This window comes from Mycobacterium sp. 5-140-3-2 (assembly GCF_035666375.1).
GTDB lineage: Bacteria > Actinomycetota > Actinomycetes > Mycobacteriales > Mycobacteriaceae > Mycobacterium > Mycobacterium intracellulare.
In genome coordinates, this window is the sequence record NZ_CP142025.1 from 1344845 (window position 1) to 1357256 (window position 12412).

General features: G+C 65.3%; 12 protein-coding genes. All 12 read left to right on the forward strand.

Translation table 11 applies throughout. From position 1 onward, the window contains the following. The first annotated feature begins 114 nt into the window (after window positions 1-114). On the forward strand, window positions 115-438 hold the full coding sequence (locus P6281_RS06585) for a hypothetical protein (RefSeq protein ID WP_008254773.1): 324 nt from the start codon (window positions 115-117) through the stop codon (window positions 436-438). 207 nt (window positions 439-645) lie between these two features. Continuing rightward, a complete protein-coding gene (locus P6281_RS06590) occupies window positions 646-1788 on the forward strand; it encodes a tyrosine-type recombinase/integrase (RefSeq protein WP_324738662.1) in 1143 nt (380 codons plus the stop codon). 217 nt (window positions 1789-2005) lie between these two features. Then, entirely contained in the window at window positions 2006-2194 is a 189-nt protein-coding gene (locus P6281_RS06595) for a helix-turn-helix domain-containing protein (RefSeq protein WP_324738663.1), read from the forward strand. Window positions 2195-2196: 2 nt separating this feature from the next. Continuing rightward, window positions 2197-2523: a hypothetical protein gene (locus tag P6281_RS06600; protein ID WP_324738664.1), complete on the forward strand. Its 327-nt coding sequence runs from the start codon at window positions 2197-2199 to the stop codon at window positions 2521-2523. Window positions 2524-2826: 303 nt separating this feature from the next. Continuing rightward, entirely contained in the window at window positions 2827-4875 is a 2049-nt protein-coding gene (locus P6281_RS06605; protein ID WP_324738665.1) for a bifunctional DNA primase/polymerase, read from the forward strand. A gap of 676 nt (window positions 4876-5551) precedes the next feature. Continuing rightward, complete coding sequence (locus P6281_RS06610) at window positions 5552-6103, forward strand: hypothetical protein (protein WP_324738666.1); 552 nt, start codon at window positions 5552-5554, stop codon at window positions 6101-6103. Window positions 6104-6570: 467 nt separating this feature from the next. After that, complete coding sequence (locus P6281_RS06615; RefSeq protein WP_324738667.1) at window positions 6571-6924, forward strand: hypothetical protein; 354 nt, start codon at window positions 6571-6573, stop codon at window positions 6922-6924. 86 nt (window positions 6925-7010) lie between these two features. Then, entirely contained in the window at window positions 7011-7190 is a 180-nt protein-coding gene (locus tag P6281_RS06620) for a helix-turn-helix domain-containing protein (protein WP_324738668.1), read from the forward strand. Window positions 7191-7335: 145 nt separating this feature from the next. After that, window positions 7336-10161 (forward strand): hypothetical protein, encoded by a 2826-nt coding sequence (locus P6281_RS06625; RefSeq protein ID WP_324738669.1) that lies wholly within the window; start codon window positions 7336-7338, stop codon window positions 10159-10161. An 89-nt stretch (window positions 10162-10250) separates the two neighbouring features. Continuing rightward, window positions 10251-11111, forward strand: coding sequence for a hypothetical protein (locus P6281_RS06630; protein WP_324738670.1), 861 nt, complete (start codon window positions 10251-10253; stop codon window positions 11109-11111). A gap of 461 nt (window positions 11112-11572) precedes the next feature. Next, window positions 11573-11923, forward strand: coding sequence for a hypothetical protein (locus P6281_RS06635; RefSeq protein WP_324738671.1), 351 nt, complete (start codon window positions 11573-11575; stop codon window positions 11921-11923). Then, entirely contained in the window at window positions 11916-12281 is a 366-nt protein-coding gene (locus P6281_RS06640; RefSeq protein ID WP_324738672.1) for a transposase, read from the forward strand. Before P6281_RS06635 ends, P6281_RS06640 begins: the two co-directional genes overlap by 8 nt. Window positions 12282-12412: the final 131 nt, after the last annotated feature.

The window sequence follows — 12412 nt, forward strand, 5'->3', positions numbered from 1 at the left end:
ACGCGTCGTTCGAGCGAATGTGACCGTCTGGCCTACAGCAGAAGTGGGTAAACAACGCACTAGCGCGCGGCGCAGAAGTTCGAGAGCGAGTCACCGGTCGAAAGGCGGCAGCACATGGTTCGTCACGAGGGGGGCCGATGGGACGTCGGAATCAAGGCCGCCGCGGTCTACGTCGAGCGCATCTCGGACAGCGACGAGCGCCTTTTCGAGGATTCGTTGGCCGCCGAGGAGGCGCGCGACCTGGCGGGGCTGCTGACGAAGTATGCGGACAAGCTCGACGAGGCGACGTATTCCGATAAGGCCAAGGAGTCCGGCGAGGGCGAGGAGTCTGCCAAGGCCGAGGAGTCCGACGAGTCCGACGAGTCCGAAAAGGCGGAGAAGTCAGAGGACTCCGACGGGCCAGAGGACTCCGATGAGTCGGACAAGTCGTCGGATTAAGCGCAAAAGTACCATCTGACCTGCGGTAACACCGGTGCCCCCGGCAGGATTCGAAAATGCCGTATCCCTGGTTGCTCGCATCAGCAACTAGCTGGCAAGATGCCATCTAAGCTGCTGATATAGCGAGAATACGGTGGAAGCATAGGTGCGCGCAAGTAGGCGCAAATCAGCACGCTAACAACAGACAGATAACAGAGCGGGGCAACCATGGCGGGCACAAAAGGGCGGCGGTCGTGGGGCTGGATCCGAAAATCAGGCCGCACCACCTGGCACGCCTCCTACAAAGGCCCCGACATACTGCGCCACCACGCGCCCAAGACATTCAGCGCCAAGATGGACGCCGAGCACTGGCTCGCCAACGAACGCCGGCTCATCGAATTCGGCATCTGGACACCGCCGGCCCAACGCGAAGCCGAGAAACTCGCCGGATCCATCACCGTCGCCGACTACGCCGCCACCTGGATCGAGCAACGCTCACTGAAACCGCGAACCAAAATCGGCTACGAAGCGCTACTCGACAGCCGAATCAAGGGCTCCATCTTGGAGCAGGTGCCGCTGAAGAATCTCACCCCAGATGCCGTCCGGTCATGGCACGCGGGCATGAGTAACGAGAAGCCGACGGCCCGCGCGCACGCATACCAGCTGCTGCACGCCGTGTGCGCCACGGCCGTTGCCGACGGGCTGCTGCTCTCCAACCCGTGCAACATCCCGAAGGTGATGACACCGGCCACGAAAAAGCAGCCCGTCATCCTCACGCCCTCTGAGATCGCTGCGCTGGCCGACGCGATCCCGTTGCCCCGCTTCCGCGCCCTGGTGCTCATCGCGGCGTGGTGCGGAGTGCGGTGGGGCGAGGTATCGGAGCTTCGCCGGAAAGACGTCAGCGACGACCACAGCGTGATCACGGTGACCCGGGCGGTCACCCATCGTGAGGGCTGCCGTGTCGACACCACCAAGAGCGGAAAGGGACGCGCGGTAGTGGTTCCCCCGCATATACGCCCCGACATCGCCACCCACCTTGAGCAACACGTAGGCGACGGCGCCGAGGCGCTATTGTTCGTGCCCGTCCGCGGCGGATGCCACCTGAACGACAAGGCTTTCCGTGACAGCTATTTCATCCCGGCGCTGACCAAGATCGGCCGCGATGGCCAGAAGAAGCCGCGACCGACGATCCACGATTTGAGACATTTCGCCGGGACAACGACCGCCCGAGTCGGCAATCTGGTTGAGACGATGGGCCGGCTCGGTCACACGACCGTGAAGGCTTCGCTCCTGTATCAGCAGATCGTGTCCGGGCGTGACGCCGAGGTGGCTGAAGCGTTGTCGAAACTCGCTGAAACACAAGAAAAGTAGCAACAGGCGACACTTATTGGTTTCGAACTCCGGACCCGCTGATTTTTTGTACGGCACAACGTGCGCCAATGCTTCTAAGGTGCCCAAACTTTCGGGCCACACCAGGCGACACATTGCCCCCTTGGAGCCTGTCAGCGACCGCGGCGACCTGCGGAAACGGTTGATCAACTTCTCACGCTAGACATTGCGTCAAGCGGTATGTGTTCAAATTTGAAGCATGACAGAGCAATTGGTAACCGTGGCGGAGGCGGCAGAGATCCTCCGCGTGCATCCCTGCACCGTCAGGCGATATCTCGCTAGCGGCGTCATCAGAGGCGGCCGGCGCGTCGGCCCGCGCAACATTCGCATCCCCAAAGAGGAAGTCCTCGCGCTATACCTGGGCGTATCACTCGGCGGCGCAGCGTAACCATGGCAGGCGACCCCGAGCAGGATGACGACATCTCCTGGCTGTGGCGCCATATGGGCATCGCTGGCAACAAGAGCTTCGAGGCATTCAACGACAGCGCGCTCGCATTCGAATCCGGCGATGTCGATGCGGCACAGGCGTACCTGAGGTGCTCGGACCATTTTCGCGAGTCCGCGGAATACCTTCTGGCGGCGCTTGAACACGCCACTGATGCTGGGGTGGAAGACCCGTTCACCGAAGAGCTTATCGGGTGCTGGGTTGAAGCCGCGGTTGACGCGCAACTGTCAGCGCACGCCGAGCTATTGGTACTAGACGCAGGAGCTGCCTAACGCCCTAGCCCGCAAGGTAATTCATCCCAAACAGCTCCGCGGGGCCACCAGGCCAATTTGACGGGCCGCGAGCACCACCCGAAGGAGCAGCGCCATGGAGGCGCCCACAAAAGAAGAAGGCCCCGGCCGAGACCGGGGCACCTCAACATCACCAAGTAAAACTATTGTAGCACAGGATAAGTGGTCCGAAGACTGGCGCCGAAGAGTGCAACGCGCCATGATCGACGAACGCTATTTCGATATGTGTCCTCGGGGCGTTCAGGAAGCCGCACTGCTGAACCTAGGGCGCGACGGCGGTGCAGCATGAACGCGAACCCGGACTTCATGGCATGGATCGACTCCCTCGCGCCCCGTGTCCCCGAAATCCCCGATGGCGCAACCACACGCGATGTCGCGGTAATCCTGGCGGAACACGGCTGGGAGGTGTTCCCGCTCAACGGCAAGGTGCCAGCTATCCGCGGCGGCCGCGGCGTCCTCGACGCCACAACCGATCCCGCACAGATCGACGCTTGGTGGGGCCAGTACCGCGACGCCAACGTCGGCGTGCGGGTGCCCGAGGACATGCTCGTCCTCGACGTTGACGGCCCCAATAGGCGGCCGCACCCGGGTAGAGGGCTTGAGGCTCTCGCGCACGTCGAGGCTGAACACGGCCCCCTGCCGACGACACTGACACAGATCACAGGCTCGGGTGGTTTGCATCTCATCTTCAAACACCCGGGAGGAAAGCTGTCCAAGGTCGGATTGCCGTCCGGCCTCGAATACAAGGACCACGGTGGCTACATCGTTGGCGCGCAATCCATTCACCCCGATACGGGGGAGCGGTACACATTGTGCCCGCACGAAATCGTCGATATGCCCGCATGGTTGGCTGAGATGATCACCGCGCCAGTCCGCCGCAACACCGAAGCGGCATCGATCACGCACCTACCCACCACCTACACCGGCGAATCGGTCATCGACAAGTACAACGCCGATCACTCGTGGACGAATGTCCTTGGGCCGCAAGGCTGGACATGCCGCAGCGCCGACCCCGACGCCGACGGCGCGGTATGGCTGCACCCAACACACACGTCGGACTGCTCGGCCACAATCCGCGACGGAAGCCTTTACGTGTACTCGTCTAACACGCCGTTTGACCAGACATCTGCAGGCGATCCGCGCGGGTACGACAAGTTCGACGCGTACACCCTGCTGCATTACGGTGGGGACAAGAGCGCGGCGGCGAAAGCACTCAGGCCGCCGACCGACTACGGCCACACCGACTTCGGTCACGGGCCGATCCACGACGCGGAAGCCCAGGACGGTAACGAGCCGATTCGGTACACCGACTTCGGCGCGCTACTGGCCGGGGGGCTACCCGAACCACCGAAACCGTCTGTGCTGCACCGCACAGACGGGATTGCCATCTTCTACCACGGCAAGCGCAACGAGCTGTACGGCGACCCCGAAGACGGCAAGACCATGGTCCTACTGGCTGCAGCCGCAAAAGAACTGACCAAGCCCGTGGGCCGCGTCCTATTCCTCGACTTCGACAACAATGGGGCCGCGGAAACCGCGCAACGGCTGATCATGCTCGGCGTCGACAAAGCAGTTTTGGCCGACCGCGACCGCTTCCGCCACATCGAGCCCCTCGACGCGGACGAAGTGCTGCAGGTCGTCTCCGACTGCGCCGGCTGGGCAACACTGGTCGGCGGTGACTGCGTGGGCGAGCTGATGCCGCTGTTCCGCGCCAATTCCGACAACGCAGACGACTACACGCGCGTCATGCAGATGGTGTCCGCTCCGCTCGAGCGCGGCGGCGCCGCGGTCATCTGGCTCGACCACCAAGCGAAGGGAAGCGAGTCGCGCGCCTACGGTGCCGGCGGCACAATGGCGAAACGGCGGGCCGTCAGCGGCGTGTCCATCAACCTGGTTCGCAAACAGACCTTCGCGCCCGGCAAGGGCGGCATGGCCGAGCTGTGGGTGAACAAGGACCGCCCAGGCGGGCTACGCGCCCACTGCCCCAAGGGCGAGGGGCGCCGCCAGTTCGCCGGCACCTTCACCCTCGACCAGCCCGACCGAGAAACAGGCGTCGCGGAGTGGCGGGTTACGGCCGACCGTGCCGAGGCGCCAGCCGCGGTCATCGACCCCGTGACCGAGCGGCACTACCAGGCGGCGCAGAAGATCGCGGCGGCCGGCGGCGCGGTGACCATGCGCGCAGTCGGAGCGTCGGCGCACGGGCTTCCGCCGGACACGCCACTGACCGAAGCACAGAAGAAAGCAACCCAGCGGGCGCTGGCTCAACTGCAAGCCGAGGGTCGATTGATGCTGGCGTCGGGTGTCCGCCCGAAGCGGTGGGAGGTGGCCGCATGAGCGCGAACCTTCAAGCCGACGACGTTACAGAGTCAGCCGAAAGTGTAAGGGACACGCAAAGGGACATCGTTACTTCCGCTAACGACCGCAAACGAAGGGACATCGAAGGGACAAAGGGACAAACCGCAGGTCAAAGCAGGGACATTCGGGACATGAAGGGACATTGGGCACTACCGCTGAAGGGACAGGACACGGTCCCCCCTTATAGGGGGACCGATGTCCCTTCGAGCGCCGGAATCGAGGCCATCTCGAAGACGGGCGCATGGGCCGCAGCCCTGACCGAGCCGCTGTCGTGCGGGCACAACCCCGCCCACGCCCCGGCCGTTGTTTCCGCTCAAGGCCTGTGGAGCCGCGGCCGGTGCAGAGCCTGCCTCGACCAATCCAGCGATCGGAGCCAACGGTGACCGCCCGACTCCATCTAGCCCTCACCGCCCCGTGCCCGTGCCGTTCGTGCCGGGCTCGCCCGGGCGAGCTGTGCGGCCCGCTGCCCGGCCGCGGCTACCACGTCGCCAGATTCCGCGCCGCGCTGCGGGCATGGCCCACGGCAAGCGGTCGAGGCGTCCTGCCCAATCTGCCGGCGGCCTTCGGTGCTCGTTTTTGAACTGGACCGCTACGTCCACGCTGACGGCTCGCGCAACGCGCGCTGCTGGGCTCAGATCAGCTCGGAGGTCAACGGATGAACGCCGACCAGCTTGCCAATCTGCTCGGCGCGGCTGCGGCTGTGCCGCGGATGCCGGACGCCGCTTGCCGCGGCGAGACGTGGCTCGCGGACCTCGACGTCAGCTCGAGCAGGGAGCGGATCGACGCTGGCATCGAGATCTGCCTCGGCTGTACAGAATTCCAACGGTGCAGCGATTGGGTGGATTCGCCTCGGGCCGAGCAACAGGTGCGCGGTGTAGTGGCCGCCCGCCTCGTCGACCCTGACGCGCCGAGGACGGCGCGGGAGGCGATGCAGGCCGAGCGGAAACCACGCCCGCCGAGGCCACCGTCGAAGCCGCGGAATGGGCGGCTGCGGCTGCGGCTGCTGGCCGCGGTCGAGGCCGCCGGCGGAGACGGGCTGACGGTTGCGGAGGCCGCCAAGGCGGTTCACGGCAGCAATCCGGCGACCTCGCAGCTTGAACAAACACGCCAGGGATTGCAGCGACTAGTGGCCCGCGGCGCGTTGCAGCGGGTGGATCGTGACCGCCTGGCGAGGTATGCGGGCGCTGAGATCGCGGTGGCGTCGTGACCGCCGCCGAACGTTGCACGCACGGGCACGACATGTCCGATGCGTACACGCTGCGTGATGGTCGGCGTTGGCGGCGTCGGTGCCGGACATGTCAGCGAAAAGCCAACCGACGCAGTTATTACCGATACCGGGAACGGATCTCGGCGGAACGGAAGCGTCGGCGCGCTGACCTCAGGGCGGCGGCGTGAACGCGGCGGCCCGCGGCGGCGTGGTCCGCTGGTACGCACCCTCCCCGGCCGGCGCACCGACCGCGACATGGCATGCACCCTTGCCTTCCGCGCCGTGGCGCACGCACAGCGACGAATCGGGCCACAGCAATGGAATTGCCCGCCCCGGAGACCAATACAGCCCAGCGGGGCTCACAGCCCAGAGATCCTACGTACGGGAGAGCCGAAGTGACTGAATCGACTTACAGCGTCAGCGACGCGCTGTTGCACACCGCTGCGGGCGCCGAGCGGTTGACGAACATGGTGGCGCAGCTGCGCGATTATGCGCCGGAATCTATGACGCGCACCGAATTCGCCGACCAGGTGCTTGCCTGGCTGGACGAAATGAATCGAACAGTGGCGGAGCATTTGACTGCACACCGCACGCGAGCTGCTCACTATTCAACTGGGATCCCGGTCTCGTCGGTTGTCGACGTGACCGCGGCTGGGCATCGCTACGAAAAGGTGTGGCATCCCGTCCCGTCGCACGAGTCGAATCAGCCGCGCCGGCTCGCTAATGGGGCAGACTTCGGCGACGGGACCACGATTGACGTCCTCGTGTCCGCGCCCGGCGTTCTCGATGTGGTGCGCAGGTCGTTCCCGAATGTCGTCTAGCGTCCTAGTATTTCGCGTTTGTCGGTGTGTGTCGGTTATGCTGATGACGGGCCTGGGATGCAACCGAGTCGCGAGGATTTGTTGCAATGCCTGACCAGCTCACCGTTTCTGAAGCCGCTGCGTGCGCGCGCGTATCGCCCCGCACTATCGAGCGGTGGATACATGCCGGCATGTTACCCGCCCAACGCTTTGGACCGCGCCTGCTTCGCATTTCAGCCACCGACCTTGCCCACGTTGGCCGCCCGGTTGAGGTGGCGGCCCAGTGACCGCGACAACAGGACAAATCCTCACAGGCAGAAGCGAATTCGCACACCGCGCGGCGGTGTTCTGCATGACGTGCCGTCATCATCGGGACGCCCCCTGCAGCCGGCATTGCTGGTCTGACGACCGCGCATCGTGGGAGGACGAACGATGACCGAAGGCGTCAAGCTAGCTAGCGGATTTATTCAGCTCAGCGTCAAGACAGACGGCGCGATGAAGGAGCTCGCTGCTGAGATCACGGGCGTTGGTAAGCAGGCCGAGAAGGTCGGCAAGCAGGCCGGCGATGCTCTCAGCAAGGGCATCTCTCAGGGCGCCAAGTCCGCCGGCAAGGCGGTCAACGATGAATTTGTCACGGGCGCAACCAAAGCCGGCGAGTCGGCCGGTAAGGCCGCCGGCGATGCGCTCGAGCGGGGCGTCCGTCAAGGCGCCGAGAAGGCGGGAAAGTCTGCCGGTGATGCACTCGACAGGGGCATCGGTGACGCCGCGAAGCAGTCTGGGAAGAAGGCCGGCGATTCGATCGGTGGCTCGATCCTCGAGTCCGTCAACAAGGCCGCGACGTCGGCGGGTATCGATCTCAACAAGGTTCTGGTGGACGCCGCCGGCAGGGCCGGCGGGGCGGTCGGTCGCGCGATCGGCGACAGCCCGGTCGGACAGTGGCTGCAGGGCATCAGCGACAAAGTCGCCCCAGTGGTCGATGGCTTGCACAACATCGGTGACGCGATCACAGGTATCCGGGACCGGGATGCCGCCGGAACTCTGAACGGCGTTGCCGGGGCGCTCAACTCGATTGGGCAAAGCGGGGCCGGCGACGCTGTGAAAGATCTCGCCGGCAAGGTGGCGCCCGTACAGCAGTCGTTCACCGACCTGAAAACCCAGATCGACGGGTCCGGGCAGCTCCTGCGCGCGCTCGGGAACGACGCGCCTGGCATCGCGGGCAAGCTCGGCCAGATCGGCACCGCTGCCTCGGCGATGGCCGGGCCGTTGGCCGTGGCCGCCGCGGCAGCGCTGCAGATTGATCAGGCGCTACACATCGACTCAAACACGTTCGATCCGGGCCAGCATGGTTGGGGGCACGTGCTTTTCGGGAAGGTGCCGGACTGGCTCGGCCTCACAGACCCGTCGAACGGTTTGGATAAACACCTGACGCCCGCCGCGCCGGTGCCGGCGCCAGCCGGGCCGCCGGCGCCGCCGGCGGTTACGGCACCCGCGACGGATTACTCCTGGCTTCCGAAGCGCGCCAAGGGTGGTGTGACCCCGGCTGGCCGGATCTACGGCCCGGGCACCGGCGTTTCCGACTCGATCGTCGGCATCGGCGCCGACGGGATCCCCACTGCGCGGGTGTCCACCGGCGAGGGCGTCGTCAAGAAGTCCGCGATGGACCGCGGCGGCGCGGCGATCGTTGCCGCGCTCAACGGTGGGACGAAGCTGCCTGGGTATGACGATGGCACGAACAACGTTGGCGGGGCGCCTATCCCGATGCCGGCAATTCAGGTGCCGCAGGCGACGACGGGGGCGGCCGGCCAGCTCAACGACTTCTTGAACAGTTCGCAGGGGCATCCGTATCAGTACGCCACACTCTGGGACTGCTCGGGATACATGTCGCAGCTCTACAACCGGATCACTGGTAAGCAGATGCCGCGGTTCAACACCGAAAGCGACCTGGCCGCCTACGGTTTCGTCCGCGGCAGCAAGCCGGGCGAGTTCAATCTCGGTATCCACCATGGCGGCGGCGGCCCCAATAGCCACATGGCAGGCACGCTCCCTGATGGGCGGGCCGTCGAGTCGGCCGGTAACGGTGTGCAGATCGGCGCGGGTGCACACGGTGCGAATGACCCCCAGTTCGAGGACCATTGGTTCTTGCCGGGCAGCGGCGCAATGGCCGGGCTGGGTGCCTCGATTACCGGCGCCCCGGACAACCCGGCAGACCCGTTCGCCAGTGGGGCGCCCGGCGGCAAAGACCAACGGACGCAAGGCTATATCCCCGCGGGCGCGGGTGGCGGCGGCCAGGCAGGCACGAGCCTCTGGTCGGGTGCGATGCAGATGGGCGCCCAAGCCATCAACGGCCTGATCGAGCAGGCCGCGTCGGCGGCGTCGACCGCTATGTCCGCGGCTGCCACGGCGGGCAGCTTCGGCGCCGGCGGGCAGGCCGGCGGAGCCGCGTCGTCGTTCCTGATCGGTATCGGCACCAAGATGGCCGAACGTGGAGTGCAGTACGGGTTCCAGATGGCGGGTATCGGCGGCGATGCCCTCGCGGAAATCCTGATGCCGTTCGGCGTGCCGCGGTTCTTCCAAACAGATCCTTCGCAATTCATGCCGCAACTTCCCGGCCAAGCCGCAGCCGTGACCACAGGCGAGAAGGCGCAAGGGCAGCAGGACGGGCTGCAAACCCCGTCGCCTAGCGGCCCGGTGCAGCCCGGGCAGATGCCGGGCCAGCAGCCGGTCGGGGCGTCGGCGCCGATCGCGACCGCGGGTACGGGTGACTTCACACCGGCGCCGACACCGATGCAGGGGCTTGCTGGTTCGCAGCCGCAAGGGCCGGCCGCGCCCACGCCGCAACTTCCAGGATCACCCGCGCCGGTGCAGGGGCCGCAGCCTGTGCAGCCGAAGCCGCAACAGGCACCACCGGCAGGAACGCAGCCGCCGCTGCAGCCCACCGACCTGGCTGGGCTGCTCGGACTCGCTCACGGCGGCGTGGTGCCCGGGAAGTTCGACACCGGGGGCTGGTTGCAGCCGAACGGCATCGCGATCAACAAGACGAACCGACCGGAGCCGATCCTGTCACCGGGACAGTTCGACGATCTGCACGCTATCGCCAGCCAGGGCATGCCCGAATTGGATCCAAAGGCGGCCAGCGGCTACTCGCCGGACTACAGCGTCCGTATCGAGAATGTCACTGTGAGCGACGTTGAAGCCATGCGGCGCGAGATCGACAGCAGGCAACGCCTGCAGATGATGCGCCACGCCGGAAGGCCTTGACCCGCAACAGAACTTACAACCCAATAACCCGGGCGGCGGGAAGCGCTGCCACAAAACACAACCCAATCCGTAGAAAGCGAGACAACCAAATGACCACCGACTACTACTCCCAGCTCGAGGCCGACCGCACCGGCACGGCCCACGGCAACGCGCACTGGTCCGCGCCACGCTCCGAACACACTAACCCCGGAGCGATGAGCCCCAATGATCTTCCGAATCAGCCCGAGTTCTCACTGAAACCGCCAGCGGTGCAAGCACTCGCGCACCGAGCCGGGGCGACAGCCGCGCAACGGGCCTGGGCATCCAAGCAACACGCCTTCGATGCTTTCGCTGACTACCTCGACGCGACCGAAGCCGCCGTGCATGACCCTCGGTACACCCACGAACAGATCCGGGAACACGTCAACGCGTTCACATCAACCCAGGCGTACCGCGACGCTGAGCTACAGCACGAAGCGGTACACGCGAAAGTTGAAGAGGCACAACAGCTAGTCGACGCGCAACGTGCCACGTTGACGAAGCCAGGCGATGCAGCAGCAGAGTCCCGCGCACTGCGCTACTGGGCACGCACCGAACGGCTACTCGATTCGACCGACCCGGGCGACATGATCAACGTTGTCCGAGAGGCAATCGAGTCCGCCGACGGTGAGCAGTTGTCCGTCCTCGTCGAGGAGCTTCAGCCCTGGCTACGCGCCAAAGGCCATGTGCATGACTACCTCGACGGTTTGTTTGCCCAGAAGGTGCCGTCTCTCGGTGCGGCGCAGAAGATCCTGGTTGCAGCGCAGCAGGCCCAGACGGTCAGCGACGCCGACTGGCGTCGCCTCAACGACATGATCGCGCGGTCGGGACCGTCGCCGGATGGGCTGCGGCCGCAACGGATCCCCGCCATCGCATACGACCAGCGCTATGACCCAGAGGCGGAGTTGCGCCGCTACGAGGCGGAATTGTGACAGCCGCTGACGATAAGCCGCTGCCCGAACTGCGCATACCACCGGTGGTGAGTCACCGGTCGGATGGCCGCGGCAGCCCGCATTGGCCTACCCATCGGGGCAAGCGTCAGCTTGGGCAGCGCTTATCGGGTAGGGGCCGCTAACTAATGTCCACGCCAGCTAACACCAATAGGCCGCCAGCAAACGTTATCGGCGCTATCAAGATCGACACCGCGTTCGTGTCTAATAACGGAGCCGCCCGCCACTGCTCCGTTGGCGAGAGACGTCCTCAACTAAGCTCAGCGTTTCCGCAGGTCAGAAGGGGTGCGGGAGAGCCCCTGACCGGGGCAAAAGATTCACCGGCCGGGCGCAAGAACACATCTGAATGCACGCATCGTGTTTTGTTTTCGGGTGTCAATAGCGGGTGCGCGTCAATAAGGTGCAGCAAATAACCGGCTAACGCCAGCAAAGGACAGCAAACAATGGCCACCGCCCACTGCCAGGAGGCGCAAACACTCCTCGACGCTCTCGACGCCAAGCTCGCCAAAGCGGCCGAGCGCCAGGGGGTGTCGCTGGCATGGACCGCGGCTGAGCAACACACCCTCGATATCCTCGCGGACACCATCGACCGTCGCACCGCTCTGACCAGCGCATTTGATGCCGCCTCGGAAGCGAAAGTTCAGGTGAAGCTGTCCACCGAGATCCGGCAACTAGACCGGCTGGTGGTTCAGCTACTCGCGAAGATCGAAGTGGCGGCCCCGAAGCAGCCAGAATCGCTGCGCACGCTGAAGGCCCGCGAGGCCGCGAACGCCCGGTGGGGCAAGCATGCCTGAGCTGCTGGAAGAACCGGGCAGCGCTGGGGCGGTTGTCGTTGTCGTCGAAGGGGCCTACGCCGTGCTGGCGAGGCGGGAGGCGCAGCACCGGACCGAGGTTGACCCAAGGTTGCTGCTCGCCGACCCAAATGGCTTCTACCAGCAGAAACAGGCTGCAGTAGCCGCCTCTGAATTCGTTGAGATGGAGCTTCTGGCCGCGGCGCGCCCGCTCGCCGCGCCGGCGTGGGTGTTCGGCGGCAATTCGCTGCCGCTGCCGGCGCCGCTGCGCCCCATGTTCCGCGGCGGCGGACGTGTTGCTGATGAGTTTGAGGTCCGCCCCGATGATTCGGTGCGACCCACAGGAGGTTTTGAGAAATGAGCGCGTTGACCTGCGGAAACACCCCAGACGAGTGGGTTGATGGTGTCGCTGAGGTGGTCCGATTGGTCGGCCCCGAGGTATTCGTGCAGTGCCCGCATTGCGGTGGTGAGCATCGCCACGAGCGGCGGGCG

Bases quoted from the DNA above. Each gene is read 5' to 3' on its own strand.
- P6281_RS06585 (WP_008254773.1), top strand. From the start codon at position 115: ATGGTTCGTCACGAGGGGGGCCGATGGGACGTCGGAATCAAGGCCGCC.
- P6281_RS06590 (WP_324738662.1), top strand. From the start codon at position 646: ATGGCGGGCACAAAAGGGCGGCGGTCGTGGGGCTGGATCCGAAAATCA.
- P6281_RS06595 (WP_324738663.1), top strand. From the start codon at position 2,006: ATGACAGAGCAATTGGTAACCGTGGCGGAGGCGGCAGAGATCCTCCGC.
- P6281_RS06600 (WP_324738664.1), top strand. From the start codon at position 2,197: ATGGCAGGCGACCCCGAGCAGGATGACGACATCTCCTGGCTGTGGCGC.
- P6281_RS06605 (WP_324738665.1), top strand. From the start codon at position 2,827: ATGAACGCGAACCCGGACTTCATGGCATGGATCGACTCCCTCGCGCCC.
- P6281_RS06610 (WP_324738666.1), top strand. From the start codon at position 5,552: ATGAACGCCGACCAGCTTGCCAATCTGCTCGGCGCGGCTGCGGCTGTG.
- P6281_RS06615 (WP_324738667.1), top strand. From the start codon at position 6,571: ATGGTGGCGCAGCTGCGCGATTATGCGCCGGAATCTATGACGCGCACC.
- P6281_RS06620 (WP_324738668.1), top strand. From the start codon at position 7,011: ATGCCTGACCAGCTCACCGTTTCTGAAGCCGCTGCGTGCGCGCGCGTA.
- P6281_RS06625 (WP_324738669.1), top strand. From the start codon at position 7,336: ATGACCGAAGGCGTCAAGCTAGCTAGCGGATTTATTCAGCTCAGCGTC.
- P6281_RS06630 (WP_324738670.1), top strand. From the start codon at position 10,251: ATGACCACCGACTACTACTCCCAGCTCGAGGCCGACCGCACCGGCACG.
- P6281_RS06635 (WP_324738671.1), top strand. From the start codon at position 11,573: ATGGCCACCGCCCACTGCCAGGAGGCGCAAACACTCCTCGACGCTCTC.
- P6281_RS06640 (WP_324738672.1), top strand. From the start codon at position 11,916: ATGCCTGAGCTGCTGGAAGAACCGGGCAGCGCTGGGGCGGTTGTCGTT.